Origin of the sequence: Pseudomonas sp. NPDC089392, from assembly GCF_044749595.1 — a bacterium.
Classification (GTDB): Bacteria; Pseudomonadota; Gammaproteobacteria; order Pseudomonadales; family Pseudomonadaceae; genus Aquipseudomonas.
In genome coordinates, this window is record NZ_JBIVIF010000017.1 from 12,702 (window position 1) to 31,124 (window position 18,423).

Genomic DNA, 18,423 nt, shown 5'->3' on the forward strand with positions numbered 1-18,423 from the left:
CATAGCCGATGCCGTCATTCGAAAAAGGGGAAATCCATGACTCTCGTTCAAGCGCAGCTTCCTGCAACGTCCAACGTCTCGATGCGTCACATTTACCTCTACACCCATCTGCTGATCGCGGAAGCGAACAAGCTGGGTCGGCGGGTACGTGTCATCTGGGCGAATATCACAACTGCTTCAATTGGCCCGGATCATAAGGCAGCTGGTGGGTTGCTCCTTACCTTGCCGTTGACCGCAGCCATGGGTACTGATGAAGATCTAGAACTTATCCAAGGTCTACTCGATCATGAAATCCTGTGCCATGGCCTTCACACCGACTTCTCCGTTGTGATGAAACCGGATATCTCTGGAACGTTGCAGAACGTCCTGGAAGATCCACGCGGCGAGCTGTTGGCAAAGCCGCGATTCCGTGGAGCCAACAACAACATACACAACACCTTAAAAATCCTGGTGAAAAGAGGGACTTTTCATGGCCCAGTCGCAGGTCAGGAAACACCTCAGTCCATTTTGGTCTCCTGGTTGGTCACTGAGCTTCGTAGTGAGCTTCTTGAGCAAACCTGCCTAAAGGATTTCGCTATTGAGTATCGCGCCCTGGCTGTTGCAACATTCGGTGCGCCTCTGGTTGAGCAAGTAAAGGCAATTGCTATAAAGGGCTGCAATGCACCAGATACTCAGGGTGCGGATAATGCCGCTAACGAAATTGTCGAGCTGCTCAAATTAACGAAGGACCAACAACAGAGTGCACCGCAACCAGGATCTGATAACCAGTCCGAACCACAAGGAGAACCCGGCTCACCAGCAAAATCAGGTAGTAATGGACAACCGTCCAAAGCTGGAGATATCTCCGACGCAATCAATCATGTACTTAACGCGAGTCAGAGTGATTGTGGAAGCTATGCAAAAGGCTTGGAAGATGTCATCTGCTCTAGTCTGCCTGGAGTCGGCCAGAATCGGTCGGGGGGCTATCAACCAGATGCTTCAAACGAGATGCAGGAATTGAGTCTTTCTAAGGCTGGAGGCTCATTTGAAAATCGAAGCCTTCTTCGGGCTGGCGCTCAGAAGACTGCTGCGATGCTGTCAGTAACTTTTGAAGATCTCATTGAAACAATCACACAAAACGAGGTATGGGCTGCAAGTGAAGGGCGACTCAACACCCGGAAACTATGGCGAACCGCTGTAGGTGATGATTTAATATTCACTAAAAGAAAGTTGGCAGAGGAGATTGATACTTGTTTTTACCTGTTAGGTGACGAAAGTTCATCCATGGGTAATAAGTTCGGCTCGATCCCTGAAAAGAATGAGAGCGAAAATAGGATAACTGCACAGGAAGCTTGCAACCGTGTTTCGGTTGCAGTTGGTGAGGTGTTGAACAATTCGTCCATCCCTTTTGGAATTGCTACGTACAACACGGTGGTACGGGAATGGCACGCATTTGAAGAAAGCTGGGCCGGCACGTTGCAGCGGTACAAGCCAATTCCCAAAAGTGGAACGAAAACCCACCTTGCAGTGGTTTGGGCGCTCAAGAAACTCATCGATCGACCGGAAGCTCGACGAATCCTGATTGTGGTCACTGATGGGGATCCTGGGAACAGCGACGTGCTGCGCTCAGCCGTTGAGGAGGCTGCATTGATGGGGATCGAGGTACGCTTCGTCCTGATCGGTGATGATCATGTTAAACGCTATCTGGATGCAGGCATGGCCTGCGGGGTAGCAAAATCTGATACCGACCTTGCGACAGCTGTCTTTGCAGCACTGAAGCAGGGATTGTATAGAGCCTAAACGAAAGACCAGCCGGACTCCTTGGAGTCCGGTTTTTTTATGCTTCTACTAGCGTGTTAGGCATCCCTCTGTACCAGGCCTTCGCAAGAGGCCATCCATTGCCTACTGGGGATTCGACCATGACTGCTTTTCACTCCATCAATGACCCACAACTCAACGCTGTAATCGACACCCTCAATCCGATAGAGGTTCGTTTAGCACCACAGGTTTTCGGTACAACAGCACCATTTTTTGATGGTATGCAAACCAAAATCTTTGCTAAGACCCCCTTCACGCCAAAAGTCGTTCCTTACAGCTTCGACGAAGAACTGCTCACGCGGTTGATCCTCTGGGCCGCTTCAGCAGGGCTTCCACAGGACTTTTTCAAGGCTTCCATCAAGAAAGCGACCTATATCTATGGACCAACCGGCGCCGGTAAAACCACGTTGGTGGAGGCCTTTGCATCCCGTACGGGCAGATCGGTCTTCACCGTCCAGTGTTCCGAAGAAACGACGATCTCTGACCTCTTTGGGAGCTGGAAATTGTGCGGGCCTGAGGGTATGAAATGGATCTACGGAAAAGTGTGTAAATGGGCTAAAACTCCGAATTCCATCCTGCTCCTGGATGAGTTCGATCAGCTGCCGCCGCAGATTCAAATGGGTCTCAACGGCATCCTTGACGGGAAGCCAATTGTCCTCGATCAGACTGGTGAGGTGATTCAGATCTCTCCGGGCTGCTTGATCGCGGCAACCGGCAATACGAATGGCAACGGGTCAGCCGGCGGTAAAGGGGGCAGCGCTTCCGGTTACAGGGGCACCAAGAGGATGAACATCGCCACAATGGACCGCTTCAACGTCATGTACTGCACCTACATGGAGGAAAGCCGCGAGGCCAAACTCATTGTTGAGCAAACTGGCACCCCAGAGGTAATCGCGAATGCGATGGCTACCCTGGCCAGCAAGATCAGAGCCAACTTTATTGCGCTCACGGAGGATGCCGGCGCCGGCGGTATGGCCTTTAACTTCACGATCACCACTCGGAATGTACTGAATTGGGCCATGAACTACAGGCTGCTCATGCAAATGGGGAAAACCACTGAAGAAAGCCAGAAAATGGCACTCCGAGTGACTGTTCTTGACTTCGCTCAACATGATGAGGCTGCGTCGATCTTGGCGGCTTGGTCCACCGTTGTCGGAACTGTCTAACGCTCCACCAAACCCCGGCTCGCCGGGGTTTTTTCGTTTATGGGTGCCTGTGAGGCATCTCCTGTCACTGGGTCTTTCGCAAGGGACCCGTTCTTTCAATTTCAGGAGAGCCACCATGAGCACGACCAATCAAACCGATGACTTGGGCATCAGCATCCTTCAGGACGTGGTGCTTTTTGACTACATCATTGGAGGTAGCACCGGTGAGAAGACAGTTGATGGGGACGATTTCATTCGTGAGGTTGGACGTATGCTGCCATCAGGGTCCTTCGCTTGGGTGAACAAGTACCGATCGGAGGCAAAGCGGGAGATCCTGAAAGTAGGGGTCTCACGAAAAGTAAACAACCGAATTCGCGGATACTTCGTTCCTACTCAACACGCCCAAGAGCTTGCAAAGGTTCTCAACGCGATCAAAGAAAAGTATCTAGCGGAGAAAGCAACTTTCCTCAAGGCTCTTCCAAAACTTGTGGAGGATTGGGCTGAGTCTCCAGCTAACTCTGTTGCAACGCAAGGCGGCAAATCTCGTGCGGACTTGATCCGTCAGCATGCTCCACAGGTCTCTGTACTGGAGAGACTGCTAACTTTCGACACTTCGGCTATTCGCATCAGTAACACCAGCTACTTTGGTGAAGGCGATGCGCTTCAAAAGGAGGTCAAAGGGTTGGTCGGGCAGGCAGCTTTAGAGATTGCCGAGGACGTAAATCGCTCTTGGACTCGTAAGGGCAACGGTAAAACCACTTCAAGAATCTTGGGGCTGATCCGTCGGGTTCAGGACAAGGCTGAAGCCATGAGCGTGCTTTCAAGTAAATTTTCCAACTTGGAGAAAATGTGCGCGTCGGTTTTGTCTGCTGTACCTACCGGTCCTAGCATTGAAGGAGTTGCATACATTCAAGTATCTAGCTTGCTGTCATTCTGCATGGATCCTGAAAAAATCCTTGGAGAACACGCCACCGAGTTTGATCCGTTGACTGTAGAAACTGCCGATTTAGCGCCACCACATTCTGAAACAAACGTTTTCTTCAGTACATCAACATCTGAAGGTATTCCGTCTGAGGCAGATCAAAATGAGGTGACTATCGTTCCTGAGGTCTCTGTGGTCCCGCCACTTCCAGCTGCCCGCAAAACAGAAGAGAATCTTTTCTTTGAGACTGCACCTGAAAAACCCATGGTAGAGCCGGAAAAGGCCGAACCATCAGAAACAACGTCGCAGCCACCAGCGGCTACGTTCATTTTCTAACCTCCAAAAAACCCCGGTCAATGACCGGGGTTTCTTTATTTCTGGAATTTATGCAGAAGGTGGGGCTTGAATACCAGGTAGCTCAATTTCTGCCTTAGCCAACAACTGGCGTCCAGAGAGCTGCTCATAGAGCAACACCATGGTCATGCGAACAGAGAGAGGGGTTTGCTCCCATTCTTCCTTCTTCGGGATGTAACCAGCCCAGGTAGGATCGCTACCCATCTTCTCAATTGACAGCCAGAGTTGCTCATCAAGATCTTTCTTGTAAACAAAATCCTCTGGCGTGAAGAAATCAGCCAGGTTGTAAACCTGAATGAGGGGGAGGCCAAGGAAGTCAGCTACCAGTTGCAGCTTTTCCTTACCGAGCGATCGTATCTGCCGATTCCCGTTAGCCAGGGAGTTCCAGTATATGACCGTGATACCCATGACATCTGCAATTTCACGATCAGGTAGCCCACGATCAACGATAACCTTCTTGATCATCTTGACGAGGCGGGAGCCTGGCATAGTGTTCCGAGTCTTGATGGCTGCAACTGCCTTATCTTCTGGTGCTGCTGTTTTGGCCTTTGCAGATGCACGAGCTCTCGTAGGCGCAGCGGCAGATTGATTGGCTTGCGTTTTTGCAGCAGATTTTTTAGCTACCGGCTTCGCCGCAGCATTAGCAGGTGGCTTTGCCGGTGCTTTGGCGGGCGCAGACCGCCGTCCTGTCGATTCATTTGCGGTCTTGTCGCTAGCTTTGGGCATTGTGCGGCTCCAGTTTGGTCGCGGCGTCTAACACGATTCAGGACGCTCTCTAAACAAATAAAGCAGAGAAATCCAGTATAAATTGAAAAAAGATTCTACACAGTTAACAACAAGATTCAAATCTCTTGTTCCGGTGGAAAAAGAGACTTTTTGGCTCGATTTCTCCCCCATGACCGTAGCTCTCTGACCGCGGCGGGCACCATGAGTGCAATATGATTCACCTTGTATTATTGGTACGTGTTGCGTATTCTTTAGAAAACCAAGCCATTCAACGTATCGAGGTACTCAATGCTGCCCCAGGACGCAAAGCGGAAGCCTGACTCCTATTCGTATCCAAACGGGATGCTCAACTCTGGCTACATCGCCGGCGTCCTGCGGTTGAATGATCCGGTCAACGGAATCTGCTACATCCAGCAGACCCGGTCGGAAAACCACATGCTCCCTGTCCACTACGATCCCAAAAAGTCGCCTATTCCTAAGGACATCAAGGAGTGGGACCTCATCATGGCATTCGTGCACACCGACGGCGCCATTCAGGGGGATGACCGTATCGCCCGGGTGAAGAGCATCCGTTTCGAAGCCCCAAACCTGATGCACCTCGGTGGGCGTTTTCGAGACGACTTCATGCGGAAATGGGATGCTGTTGTGCATGCCGCCGCAAAGGACTCCGGCACCCCGGATTCTGTAGCACAGCTGGAGAAACAGCCCGGCTCCGGCACTGAAGACCGTCGCGATTCGTTCGATTGGAAAGCGATGGAGCTCAACAAGAACGCCTCGAACCAGATCCGTATCGCTGGCTTCATTCAGGCAAAGTCACTGGAGCGCAACCGTAAACACCCAGTAGACGGCACGCCGATCAACGACCGCCTGGTCGTGCTAATTCGGCAATCGAAAGACACCGATGCCTGCATCCCTGTTCGGTGGTATGGCCGTAACCTGCAACCACTGTCCGAGAAACTCGCCCGCGGAATGCCCATCATCGTCAACGGCGAATTCCGAATGGACGTCAAGGCCATTTCCCTGCCGGACGAGCAAACCGGGGTCGCCGCTGTGTCCAAGTTGCCCTTCATTCAAGCCAAAGACATGCCTGGCCCAGTGACCCCGGACTCGGGCCACATCAAGATCGTACCTGGCTGGGCCGCAGAACTTTTCAAGGGCCACGGCACCCAGGCGCCTCAGCCGAAACCTGATTCCGAGCGCAGCGCAATGTTCGCCTCGGCCTTTGGTTCCGGCTCGGCGAGCAAGCCTGCAACCCCAGATGAGCAGCAGGGCGCATAGGCCGCGGCTGCTTCTCCTCGTTTCGCGAAGCCATCGAGATCCAGCACTGGAGTCGGTGGCTTTTTTGTTTCTCGCGCAGCAGCTGTCCAGTCATGCCGGCTACTGCACGAGAAATGTAATTCTGCATTAGAAGGCTAGTCCGCGATGGGCAAGACACTGATCATCACTGAAAAAGCAACCGTAGCGGTCTCTATCGCGCAAGCGGTCGGAGGCTTCAGTAAAGTGGAAACATGGCTTGAGAGCGAGAATGCAATTCTCGCCCCCGCGGCCGGCCACCTGGTTGAAATCCACTCCGAGGAAATGGCCAAGGCCGGGCGGGACATCGGCAATTTGCCTGTAATCCCAGATCAATTCGACCTCAGGGTTATCGAGCCGAAAGCGAAGTTCTACAACGTACTGCAACGCCTGATGCGCCGCCCGGACGTCACCGCTGTTGCGAACGCATGCGACGCAGGACGGGAAGGCGAGTTGATTTTTCGGCTCATATACAAAATGGCTGGATGCACCAAGCCAATGCTCCGGATGTGGATGAGATCGATGGTCGATGACGCCATCCGGCAGGCATACAAGAACATGCAGCCAGGCGCAGAATTCGACAACCTCGCCATGGCAGCTGAGATCAGAAGCGAAGGCGACTTCATTGTCGGCATCAACGCGAGTCGGGGCATCTCCCGCCTCTATGAGCGAGAGACCGCAAAAGCCGAGATATTCCCGCTTGGCCGCGTGCAAACCCCGACGCTGTCTTTGGTTTGTGCTCTGGAGCTGGCTATTTTGACCTTCCGGCCGGTTCCCTATTGGGAGGTCCATGGGAGCTTTGGGGTTGCGGCTGGAAAATACACCGGTAAGTGGTTGGCACCACAGACGTCCGAGGCCAAAGGCGGCTACCAGCACCGGGTCATGGATCGAGCAAAGGCCGATGCGCTGATCAGCAAGTGCTCTGGGGTAGCTCCGAGCAGTGTTGTGGATGAGGTCAAGCCAGCCCAGACAGGCCCCGGGAAGCTGTACGACCTCACCTCGCTACAGCGTGAGGCCAACCGCAAGCTTGGGTTTTCTGCAGCTTACACACTGGAGATTGCCCAGAAGCTTTACCTGGAGCTCAGCCTCACCACCTACCCGCGAACTGACTCTGCTTACCTACCCGATGACGCTATTAGCGACACGAAAAAGGTCATGGGGATGTTTGGTGGTACCCCATATGAAGATCACGCGCAGCGCGTGCTCGATGAAGGTTGGGTCCGGCCCAACAAGAAGATTTTCGACTCGACGAAGGTGTCGGACCACTTCGCTATCATTCCAACCGGAAAGCGAGCTGGGGACCTTGAGCCGGACGTTCAGAAAATCTACGACATGATCGTCAAACGCTTTCTTGCCGTGTTTCATCCAGCAGCAGAGTATTCGGTTACGGTCCGGCTTACCACGGTGGCTGACGAAATCTTCAGGTCGACTGGTCGTGTGCTTGTGTCCCCAGGTTGGATGGTGGTTTACGGGGCAGGGATCGTCGAGGACGCAACCGATCGAGATGGTGATTCCGACGACAAGAAGGAGCTCGCACGGTACGTCAAAGGTGAAACAGTCACTCCTCAGGGCATCGAGCTGAAGATGCTCAAAACCAAGCCTCCAGAACGGTACACCGAGGATACGTTGCTGGGCGCGATGGAGACGGCAGGGCGCCTGGTAGAGGAGGAGGACCTTCGTGAGGCGATGAAAGAGCGGGGGCTAGGAACACCGGTCACGCGCTCTGCAATGATCGAATCGCTCCAATCCACCAAGGACGGTGCCGGCCGAAAGAAAGAACCCTATCTCATCCAGCAGAAGAAGTACTTCGCTCCTAGTGCGAAGGGGATGACTGTCTACCGCTTCCTGGTCGACAACGGCATCGATGCTCTCACGTCGCCAGTCCTCACCGGGGAATGGGAGCACAAGCTCCGTCAGATGGAAAAGGGCGCATACAACCGAGATGTATTCAAGTCCGAGCTTGCAGACCTGACGACAGGGATCCTCGACACCATCAAAAACAAATATGCAGGTGTCCAGGTCAAGAAGCTGGTTGCCCCTTGTCCCACCTGCGGCGGTGCAATTGAGATCCAGGCCCGAACGTTCATGTGCGAGCGCCAGTGTGGCTTTTCTATATGGCGAGAGATTGCCAGTCGCATGTTGAAGGTATCGGAAGCCGAAACTTTGCTCCGCGACAAGGTGGTGCTTGGGCTCAAGGGCTTTGTCAATCCAAAGAAATCGACCAAGTTCGAGGCCGGCCTGAAGCTGCTCGACACCGGGAAGGTAGAGTTTTACTTCGACCCCACCGCGAACACCCGAGACTCCAAAGGGAATGTCGTGTCCTGCCCGAAATGCCAAGGAGGCATGCGCAAAATCAAAGTCGCCAAAGGGCACTTCTGGGCCTGCGTCGATCGAGAACAGTGCAATCACACCATGAACGATCGGGACGGCGATCCAGTTGAGCGGCCAAAGTCATTTCCATGCGACCTCTGCGGCAAACCCATGTACCTGCGAAACGCCGGCAAGTCGCCTTTCTGGGGGTGCAGTGGCTTCGTTAAAGGGGGCGGAGGGTGCTCTCAAACCTTGAAGGACAATAACGGCACCCCGGTACCTAAGGACCAACAAGCCAGCTCTGACGGAGCGCCGTTACCAACGATCCAGAAAGAGAGCGGAGCTTTCCTTTGAACGCCAACAACAAGGTCATTCGCGCCACTGCCATCGTGTTCGGTTTCTGGTGGCTGTTACTCACTGCCCGGGCCTTTGGCGGTTCTCCGATGGAGTTCTTAGAGAGCTGGCCGCTGGTGGGCTACAACATCTCACACTGGATCCTGGGAGTTGTTTCCGGCCTGTTCATCGGCGTCTGGTTTATCTGGTTCACCAGGTTGTCAGCACTGAACAAGCTATACGCCGGCAAGAAAGGAAACATCCTCAACGGCGCCCGATCTACGCTCGGCAAGGTTCCTATGCCCACCTCGGCGCTACCTCGCATCGAGGCACCGTCAAAACGTCTACCCATCAACAGTAAAAAAGTGCTGACTTGGGTTGCTGCCAATGAGAAAAAGTGGCCAGCCCATGTAGCGTTTTTTTGGGCCATTTGGGATACCTATTCCGCACATGCGGACTTCCCCGCATCTCATCGCAAGGGGGGACACGGTAATCGCCGGCTTTGGGAGCACTGTCTGGCCGTGGCAGACACCGCACTGGAGGATGCTGGCGCTTACGTGTTCGATGGAGTTTATGTAAAGGCCCGAGGCAAGCCCAAATTCAAAATCATCGATCTGAAGAACAAGGAATACCGGTTTGACGCCACCGATCCGCTGATCCCCATTCTGGGCCTAGCGCACGACATCGGTAAGCTGGAGGCCTATGAGCTTCTACCAGACGGCAGTGTTATGACACAGGAGGAGGGTGGAGCGCTCACCCCGCAGGATGACAACCGCATCTCCCACGATGCGCTGGGTGCGAGAATTCTTGCTCGCTTCCCGGAATACTGGGCCCTGCCTGCACGCGATCGACAAGCCGTGAACCTGGTCATCGCTCATTACCACCACCCAAGTGACTTCCCTGTTGACCGCAATGGACTCAGCTTGGATGACCGCATGACAGCCCTCATGGAGTTTTTAATCCTCGCGGACAAGAAGACCGGCATGGCCGAGTCGTGCATCACTGAGACGTTGAGTGATCACGAGATCTCTGAGGACGAGTCCAACGCCATTTATCACAGCTTCGTCGAGATCATGACGGAGTACGGCAGAGTTAACGGCACCGGTGACCAGGCCAAAGATTCCACGCTGAAAATTGCTCAGAAACACGATGGACTTATCGTCATCCGGGAAAAGGAGCTTCGATCTCTCATCTTGGCAAAAATGGGTTGGTCGTTGGAGGAGGGTGATGGCCGGTACCGAATGACCCTCAACCTGATGACGACGCTCCAGGAGAAGGGGCTGCTGTACTCAAGACATAATCACGCCGATATGAGCCGGTTTTTGCCGATGTACTCGGTATCGTTGCGCAACGCACAAACGGGAGCTCACCTGACTACCTGGGAACCTTGCATCATTGTCGTGCCAGTTGCCACCACTCCCGAGCTTGCGGGCCTCAGTGGACTACCCAGTATGGGTACAAAGCTGGATATCGAGCGCCCATTGTTCACTCACAATTTGGGAATCACTGAAGCAGATGCGCTTCGGGAGATCGTTGCCCGTGGATTCAGCGCTGAGATCGCCGCGAAGATGAACATCGCCGGCAAGCAAGAAGAGAAGCCAAAGCCGAAGCCACAACCTGCACCTGCACCTGCACCTGCACCTGCACCTGCACCTGCACCTGCACCTGCACCTCAAGCTCGGCCTGATGAAGGGATTAGTCAACCCGCAGCTGATACCGCGAGCGTCCCACAACCGAATGCTCCAACAATCGACTCAACCGAACACTCAACATCTGCGCTGGTCGGCGCCGCAAGCAGTGAGTCCGAGCACAGTGACGATCCAGGAACGCAACTCGGTATGTCCGCTGAATCGCTAGCGGCGCAGGATGATGATGACCCGCTGATGAGTGGTGGTGCAGATGACGACTTGCTAGAAGAGGACCTGCAGAGCTTGTCGCTCAGCTCGTTCGGCCCTGGGCAGGAGGTGGAACTGGAGGAAGATTTCCTCACCATAGTACCTGGGCACTCAGGGAGTGATGACGTCGATGATGTGGATGATGTGTTCGGCGCCTTCGCGCTCAGTGAGTCCTCGAACGTGGACACAGCCGAGCACACGGTGAATGCAACTGCAGGAAAGGAAGGGCCGGGCGCTTCGCTCATACAGACCGATGCTGATCCAGGCATACCGACGCCGGTGGCGGTAGCCATACCTGATCCTGATGCAACTCCAACTAAAAGGACTAGCCCTGCTGCCGAAGCCGCGGCGCTCAGGGCTCTTGAAGAAGCGGGCGCCAACTTCACCGCATTCGTAGCACCGAGGAAGAAAAAGCCAGGCCCTGCTGAACAGCTGGAGAGTATCCGCGCAGCAATAAAAGCGGCAGAAATACCGATCTGTGGGACAAGGGATGGATTTGATTACGTGTTGGAGTCGGACCTGATGGCCTACGACCCAAAACTGAAATTGAGCACGCTGGTTCGGGCGGAGAAGTTGCCTACTGTCGAGGCTAAGCCAGGCGTGGTAATGGTGGGCATTCCGGTGGCGCCGATGCAGCTGGACCTTTGATGAGCTGCCGGCTGTGATCATGACTCCCTGGCCGACATCAAGAAAGCCAGGGAGCCATGATCACTCGTTCATTTCAGCAAATTGCCGCTCGCTCATGTTGCTGAGCAGTTTGAAGAACTGCACCCGCGACACCTGGTTAAATTCCTTGATTTGTACCGACAGCATCACATCAGCAGCTGCGGCTTCACTCATCTGGGACGTGAAGGGAATGGGTTCAGGTGCGTAGTACACCTTACCGGGATCAGCCTTCAAAGCAGCATCCATCACTTGCTCGACTTCCGCGTAGCGGTGGGGAGAAGCGACAGTCAGAAAAACACCATCGTAAACGCTGTAATTGCCCCCAGAATCCTCGACCAATGCTGCCATCAGAGGCCAAGTATTCTCCGCACCATCGGTCCAGGAGCCACCCGATTTGGGAGTGGCGAAGAAGATAACCTTGCGAGTGGCAGCTTCTTCGAGGTGTTTGAGAATGGAGCTCAAATGAGAGCCCCTGTTGGTCATACGCGTCGCTGACATAAATTTTTTCCTCATAGAATGGGCGCACCAGGGAGGTGCATTAATACGGTAACACCATTCATCAGAAAAATTCAACAAGTACTTGACAAATTGACAAAATGTCAATTCAGCAAACTATTTACCCTCGCCAGTCGCTCCTGCCTTACCACCTCTAAAGCCTTCTAGCAGCGCAGCCTGCAGGGTGCTGTTCAGTTCACGCAGCTCCTTGTTCTGCGCCTCTAGGGCGCTCAAATTCTGCTGGGTAACCTCCAACCGACCGCGGGTCTCTGCAGCATCGTCATTGGCCTTGGAGCGCTGTACTCTTAATTGATCAGCGAGCGTCAACGCATGCTGCAGCTCCTTGCTGACCTTCTCTGTTTTGCCTCTCTCTTCATCCCGAACCCTGGCGGTCTCCATCATCAGGTGATTTTCGGTTCTCTCAAGATGCTCCTCTGCGGCAATCCGTGCAGACTCGGCCTTCACACGTGCGGATTCAGTCGCATCGTTTGCTGCTTGAACCTGCTTCTGTAGGCGCTCAAGTTCCCCACGATGCATGTCCTGGGCACGCTCAATGACGCCGTTGTGCACGTCCTGCAGGCGCTTGATCTCCTCGCCATGGGCCTGGCTTGAGGCAGTTAGTTTCTTGTTCAGATCTGCTAGCTCAGCTCGAAGCTGCCGAATATCAGCACTCGACTGTTCAAGCTGATCGGTCAAGCGCTCCTTGTCTGCGATGAGGCCGGCCAGCTCTCGGCGCTGAGCTTCAAGGGCTGACACAGCAGTCAGTTCATTCTCCCGCGATTCCTTGGCTGTCGCTTCAGCTGCAGCAGTGGCGGCCTCAAACGCCTTGCGCTCAACCTCGTGAGAGCTGGTGGCTGCGCTCAGGGCTACATCCCAGATCTCATCGAGCTTTTCGCACACGGCGTCAGGAATGCCAGGTCTGCGCAATCTGGCACTCAGCACGGGGCCAATTTCGCTCCAGAATTTCTTGATCTCCTCGTTGACCAGGTTCGGCGAGGCCTTGAGGTCGTGGTGGATGAAGATGCACTCACGGATATCTGCCTGGCGAACCTCACGCCCAGCATCGAGCAACTCTTTCGCATAACGGTGGACCAGCTCACGTGTGCCCAGGCGCTTGTCAGGTTGAACTCCGTCGGCGGTCGTCATGGCGAATCCTTAATCTGTGATGGGTGTGGCGGGATAACCCCGGCCACGGCGGCATCATTTGTAGCGCAACGCGCCGGCGCACAGCGTGCTGCAGAGGAAATCGCAGCATAGTGCGACGCCGGGTTAAAATCAATTTCTTATTGATTATCATACGATTCTTATTAAAAAATTGGGAAATTCGTGAATATCTCCGATTATCACGAGTTTTTTCAAGCAAGAAAAAACGCCCCTCCAAAAGCGCATCGCTATCAGTAGCTGGCTTTTCAAAGAGGCGTTTTTGATTACTCGTTAACCCCTATGAACAAGGGGGTTCTGGCAAATTTGCTTGCGCTGGAGATCAAGTATCAACGTCAGCCATAAATGCGAAGCCACGGCCAAAAATGCTAAAGCAAGGCAGCACCGGATCTGCGGGGCACCATAGCTGAAACGAACCATGGACACTTTCAAACCCTAGCACAGAGCGGCCGCAACCCGATCATTGCCCGATCAGCTGCAGAAAACCTGCTGTATGGGCAAAGCCTCACTGATGCTCCTGGGTCAAACGCCCAGGCAAAACCGTCTTGTTGAGCAGTCTGTGCGCCGGCGGTGATCCAGACGTCTGAGGCATGGCTGCCAACGGCGGGAAGTAATTCGTGAACTTGGAGGATGAACGCAACGGTCCAGGAATCAGTTCCGGAAACGTCCTCAGTATTACTTCCGAGGACAGAGCCCCACGGTACCTTGCTCATAAGCCGCGGCGACCACTGGGATGTACGGACCCCGAAGACGCTCCTACGTCGATTCTGATCAATTCGCAGGGGCTAACATCGCCAGATTTCACACAGGAGCACGTAAAAAATCCATCTTCTGGGCTCATCTCAGGATTCAACGGGCGCAACCAACCTGGCTCATCCAACTACTTGATTTCATCGTTAATGCCCCTAAAATCAGGGCTTTCACAACAAAAGACTTGCGCTGTGGATCAAGCCAAAAATGCAAAGATTTCTCGTGGGCTGCTGCTCTTGCGCCCTGGGAAGCTGTCCCGAGATGACTTCAAGCAACTGATCCTACATAAGGGTTGGCGCATGGCTGATGTGGCATGCCGTTGGTCAATTCGTCCAGAGCACATGAGCCGCATCGCTGCCGACGAGGACAGGGACTTCAAATGGGACGACCTGGCCCGGGCTTTACCAACGCTGAGCCCAAACGAACAGGCTGCGGTGAAAGCAGCTCGCATGGTGCTGGCGCCACCAGCCAAACGGCAACGCAAGTTCACTCAGGTACAAGAGGCACCGATCGAGGTGCCAGTAGCGGTCGCAAGCTCTGCAGCTGATGATAAGCCCTTCACTTGGAATCATGATGACGACGAAGATGACGAAGAGTTCGCAGGGGTCGCCACAGACGGCTATCGCTGGAGGCGCTACCTATCCCGCGGTGCCGAGTTGGTCGTCGACAGCGAGATCGACAACTTTGCGACGTTCGGGTCCATTCTGGTAGTGGTTGCAACACGGGAAGGTGTCGATTCGGCTGGAGGCGTACAGGAAGAGTACCAGTGCGAAGCACCATCAGGCTCGCAGCGATGGTTCGAGCCCGATGAGATTGACGACTGGCTTGTCTACAACGGCAAAACGCGAGACTTACGATGAACACGAACACTCCAGCCATACACAGAATTCCGTACCTCCAGGCCAAGTCAGAAGTTGCGCTGCTTGATCGCGAGCCTGTCGACGTCATTGACCAGGTCGATGTGATCCAGGCAGATAACGACATCGAAGCAGCTTGGATGTGGCTCCATGCCAAAGGAACGAACCCTAAGACTAAACGGGTTATGCGGAAGGAAGTGGAGCGGTTCATCCTCTGGGCATTGCACACCCTGGGTAAACAGCTCTCCCAAATAACTGTGATGGACATCACCCAGTACATCGGCTTTATGGCTGACCCACAGCCGGCTGAGGTTTGGGTATCTCATACAAAGCACAAGCGCTCTGATCCAGACTGGAGACCGTTCGCTGGACCACTTAGCAAAGCGTCGCAGCAGTACGCCCTGATCCAGATCGGCAGCATGTACAAGTGGATGATCCAGGGTGGACGCCTTAAAGCGAACCCAGTGTCGCTCGTGGCCAAGCCCCAAGTCGACGTCGACTTGACGATCAAACGGCTGCTTCCCGAGGCAGCCATAGGCTTGGCATTTGAGGCTATCGCAGCTACAAAAAGCCCACTCAAACGAGCTCGCGACCATTTCATGTTGAGCTTGTTCTACATGACCGGCGTGCGAACGTTCGAAGCGACCGGCGCTACCATGGGCAAAATCCGGCGATCTGCAAGCGGTACTCTGTGGTTGGAGGTGCTGGGCAAACGAAACAAGGTTAGAGATGTGCCGATATCCGAAGACCTCTATGAGGACTTGTTGCAGTATCGCCACGCGTTCGGGTTGTCACGTGAGGTGCCAGTGAAGGACACAACCCCCCTCCTCCTCGCCTCGAACTCAAAGCTCAAACGCGCGCATAACGACACCATTTTGAAAGCAGTCAAAGAGATCATGCATCGTGCTGCAGCCCTGGCAATAGAGCGCAGCCAGTTCGATTTGGCCGATCGACTTGAGGAGGCCTCAACGCACTGGCTCCGCCACTCGTGCTTCAGTCACCTTGCCAAAGCTACTGGTGACCTGGTGATGATCAAGGCTCTGGCTGGTCACAGCAAAATCGAAACCACCAGTCGTTACCTGCATACGGAGGACGACGCTTTGCATGCGGGTGTCGTTCAAACCCTAAGCACCCCTCGACTACACCGGTAAATCTCTCCAGGCCTCAGTGTTGTTGAATCAGTGACGGTGGCAGCCAAGGCCACCCTTCGCTGATGGCCCGGCTGCTGTGAGGGATGAAGCATCGTCCGACCATTTGAGACCAACAACTCTCATACCTGCAGTGTACGTCCTCAGCATAGAGCCCTCTCCGTTACGGACATCTGAGCGCCCTACCCTCGATATTTTTGTCGCTAAATCAGTTAATTACCCAAAATCATCTGGTTGACAGCGTTTGAACCCAGACACTACCAGATGACAGATTTCAGTAAGTGGTCTATCTCTATCAGGTAGAAATGCGTTTTTTCTTGTCTGACCGTATGGATTCGTATGAAAATGCGGTCATCCTACCTACCTGACCTCGGTAAACCACATGACTTCAGCTGCTGCGCCACTCGATCAGTACATCTTCACTGATTTCACTCAGCTAACCTTCACCCCACAATTTGTGGCTGAACGCTTGATGATCAGCACGCAGACACTCAAAGCCATCGAGAAGGAACACGACCTCAACATCGCACGTGTCGCACGCGGATCCGTAGAGGTCAGGAGCTACACGCTAGCTGACATGTTCCTGATTGCGTCGATTCGTCGTGCAAATGGGAACACTAAAGGATTTTCGAGACCAATCACCTGCTCGACTTACGTCCAAAAAGGTGGGACCGCGAAAACTACCACCACTTGCAATATCGGCATCGAGTTCGCTTTGGCAGGTTTCAAGACCCTGATCATTGACAACGATCCTCAAGCCGACGTGTCCAGCATGCTGGGCTATGACCCTGACCAGACTACCGAGGAGCTTGTAGAGCTTGGCCTTCCTGCTGACAGAGCAGTAGAGGGCCACCTCGGGAACCTGATACGTCTCGGAAACTTCCCAGAAATGACCCTGGACCAGGTGATCAAAAAACCATTTGGGGAGCACGGCCCCCACCTCATCCCAGCTTACGATTCCTTGGACGATATGGACGTTGTGCTCCGTAACGCCCAGGGTGCCGACTTCCGGTATTCACTGTTCATCGAACGAGCTCGCAAAGGTCAGCTCCCTCACTGCGACTTATCAAGCTATGATGTGATCATCATGGATAACGCACCTTCTGGAACCATGCTATCCCGGAACAGCCTGGCCGCAGCTGATTTCCTGCTGTGCCCAATCCGTATGGACAAATTCTCCTTCCGTGCGCTCTCTCGACTGGCGCACAAGATCAATGAAATGAGCACCGATTTCGGTCGGGCTCCAGAGATCGTTGCAGTTCCCACCATGTACATGCGCAACCGCCCCCGCCTACAAGCGAACCTCGCTCGCTTGTCCAGTTTGTTCCCAGGGAAGGTTACGGAACAACCGCTCTTCCACTCCGAGGACTACTCGAAAAGCCTAGAAGACGGCGTACCTCTTTCTCTCTGGAAACAAGGTGGTGAGAATTCTTTGGTCGCGTTCCGCAATGTGTTCGAGGAAATGGTTGGCCGCATCAAAACAGTCCTGGAGAAGGGTAAATGAGGAGTTCTAGCCCTATCGGCAAGCCTACTGTGATCGCGCCGGCTGAGGGCTCGGCTACCATCCAAGGCGTACATGTTCCGAAGGTCATTCCGGAAGCTAACCTCCGGCCGATGAGTGAGGTGCTCAGTTCTCTGCACCTTGATGAAGAAAGGGACATCTCAGCGGAACCGCTGGAACGAGCTCCTGTTGCTGATGCTGATCACGTGCACCAGCCGGGCTTGGATGACATTTTCTTGAGCGGCGAGCGCTTGCCAGGCGAGGCAAAGTTCTTGCTATTGACGCTCATACGCCGCGGGAAGTATCAGCCACGCCGCAAATTTGACCCCGAGAAACTTGGCCTTCTCGCGAACACGATTGAAGATAAAGGCCTCAACAACGCGATTATCGTTCGCCCTCTTGCTGACGGTACATACGAGCTCATTGCTGGTGAGCGCCGGTTCCTAGCTCATGAGCTGCTCCGCAAAGACTACATCTACGCGCTCATCCGGAATCTGTCGGATGCTGAAGCGGCGATCTTGTCGGTTACGGACAACGACGCCCGGGAAGACCTAACTGAATTCGAGCGTGGTGCAAGTTACAAGAAGCTTCTCGATGACAAGGTAGTACAGTCCCAGGCGGAGTTGTCACGCCGTGTCGGTCGAAGCATGGCCACGATCAGCCGCTGCCTTGCTTATTTCAAGCTGCCTGAGGGTGTCATTTCATTGCTGGAAGAAGATCCTGACCTGATTGGTAACAGGGTTGTCTCCGAAATGGTTGCATTGGCTGACAAGGGTCATATTGAGACAGTTCTGGCCGCAGCAAATCGAATTAAAGAAGGTGCTTCCCAGGACAGTGCAATAAACTGGGCCAAGGGTGAGGTTCGGCGCAAGACGTCACCTCAAGCTCCAATCCCACCGCGGCAGATCGACTACAAAGAGCGTACCCAGCTAGACGCTCGTATTGATGGGCGCAAGTTGATTCTCACCCCTCCCAAAGGCATTGATCCTGCAGAGGTCCTCGCATACATCGAGGAGATGCTCAAAACGCGTAGTTAATGTCCCTTCCGCCGCCGGTCCCTCCGGCGGCAA

At 54.0% G+C, this 18,423-nt stretch carries 13 protein-coding genes; 10 read left to right on the forward strand and 3 right to left on the reverse strand.

The window, feature by feature from the left end; all coding sequences use genetic code 11:
* Nucleotides 1-36: 36 nt before the first annotated feature.
* The 3 genes from ACIP1G_RS16030 (at nt 37) to ACIP1G_RS16040 (ending at nt 4,200) form a co-directional block, all read left to right on the forward strand.
* Nucleotides 37-1,779, forward strand: a complete 1,743-nt coding sequence (locus ACIP1G_RS16030) for a VWA domain-containing protein (protein ID WP_181131297.1) — start codon at nt 37-39, stop codon at nt 1,777-1,779.
* 119 nt (nt 1,780-1,898) lie between these two features.
* Nucleotides 1,899-2,963 (forward strand): AAA family ATPase, encoded by a 1,065-nt coding sequence (locus ACIP1G_RS16035; RefSeq protein WP_060514613.1) that lies wholly within the window; start codon nt 1,899-1,901, stop codon nt 2,961-2,963.
* 115 nt (nt 2,964-3,078) lie between these two features.
* The gene (locus ACIP1G_RS16040) at nt 3,079-4,200 is read left to right on the forward strand and encodes a DUF3150 domain-containing protein (RefSeq protein ID WP_181131298.1); all 1,122 of its coding nucleotides are present in this window, start codon (nt 3,079-3,081) and stop codon (nt 4,198-4,200) included.
* Nucleotides 4,201-4,248: 48 nt separating this feature from the next.
* Here ACIP1G_RS16040 and ACIP1G_RS16045 read toward each other — a convergent pair whose 3' ends face one another.
* Nucleotides 4,249-4,944: an XRE family transcriptional regulator gene (locus ACIP1G_RS16045; protein ID WP_256213738.1), complete on the reverse strand. Its 696-nt coding sequence runs from the start codon at nt 4,942-4,944 to the stop codon at nt 4,249-4,251.
* Nucleotides 4,945-5,232: 288 nt separating this feature from the next.
* Here ACIP1G_RS16045 and ACIP1G_RS16050 point away from each other — a divergent pair, with 288 nt between their 5' ends.
* From ACIP1G_RS16050 to ACIP1G_RS16060, 3 genes are all read left to right on the forward strand, one after another.
* Nucleotides 5,233-6,222, forward strand: a complete 990-nt coding sequence (locus ACIP1G_RS16050; RefSeq protein ID WP_258197970.1) for a hypothetical protein — start codon at nt 5,233-5,235, stop codon at nt 6,220-6,222.
* 144 nt (nt 6,223-6,366) lie between these two features.
* Nucleotides 6,367-8,901, forward strand: coding sequence for a DNA topoisomerase (locus tag ACIP1G_RS16055; protein ID WP_181131299.1), 2,535 nt, complete (start codon nt 6,367-6,369; stop codon nt 8,899-8,901).
* Nucleotides 8,898-11,423, forward strand: a complete 2,526-nt coding sequence (locus ACIP1G_RS16060) for a hypothetical protein (RefSeq protein WP_400738748.1) — start codon at nt 8,898-8,900, stop codon at nt 11,421-11,423. Before ACIP1G_RS16055 ends, ACIP1G_RS16060 begins: the two co-directional genes overlap by 4 nt.
* 60 nt (nt 11,424-11,483) lie before the next feature.
* Here the strand turns inward: ACIP1G_RS16060 and ACIP1G_RS16065 are convergent, their stop codons facing one another.
* Nucleotides 11,484-11,939, reverse strand: a complete 456-nt coding sequence (locus ACIP1G_RS16065) for a hypothetical protein (protein ID WP_181131300.1) — start codon at nt 11,937-11,939, stop codon at nt 11,484-11,486.
* Nucleotides 11,940-12,053: 114 nt separating this feature from the next.
* Complete coding sequence (locus ACIP1G_RS16070; RefSeq protein WP_181131301.1) at nt 12,054-13,082, reverse strand: DNA-binding protein; 1,029 nt, start codon at nt 13,080-13,082, stop codon at nt 12,054-12,056.
* Between the two features lie 956 nt (nt 13,083-14,038).
* Between ACIP1G_RS16070 and ACIP1G_RS16075 the strand changes: the two genes are divergently transcribed.
* From ACIP1G_RS16075 to ACIP1G_RS16090, 4 genes are all read left to right on the forward strand, one after another.
* Nucleotides 14,039-14,707 carry a hypothetical protein gene (locus tag ACIP1G_RS16075; RefSeq protein WP_177335358.1) on the forward strand — a complete coding sequence of 223 codons (669 nt, stop codon included), beginning with the start codon at nt 14,039-14,041 and terminating at the stop codon, nt 14,705-14,707.
* Nucleotides 14,704-15,855 carry a tyrosine-type recombinase/integrase gene (locus ACIP1G_RS16080; protein WP_181131302.1) on the forward strand — a complete coding sequence of 384 codons (1,152 nt, stop codon included), beginning with the start codon at nt 14,704-14,706 and terminating at the stop codon, nt 15,853-15,855. Before ACIP1G_RS16075 ends, ACIP1G_RS16080 begins: the two co-directional genes overlap by 4 nt.
* Before the next feature lie 379 nt (nt 15,856-16,234).
* Nucleotides 16,235-17,356 (forward strand): ParA family protein, encoded by a 1,122-nt coding sequence (locus ACIP1G_RS16085; RefSeq protein ID WP_023383511.1) that lies wholly within the window; start codon nt 16,235-16,237, stop codon nt 17,354-17,356.
* Nucleotides 17,353-18,390 carry a ParB/RepB/Spo0J family partition protein gene (locus ACIP1G_RS16090; protein WP_060514621.1) on the forward strand — a complete coding sequence of 346 codons (1,038 nt, stop codon included), beginning with the start codon at nt 17,353-17,355 and terminating at the stop codon, nt 18,388-18,390. The genes ACIP1G_RS16085 and ACIP1G_RS16090 overlap by 4 nt, the downstream gene beginning before the upstream one ends.
* The last annotated feature ends 33 nt before the right edge of the window (nt 18,391-18,423 follow it).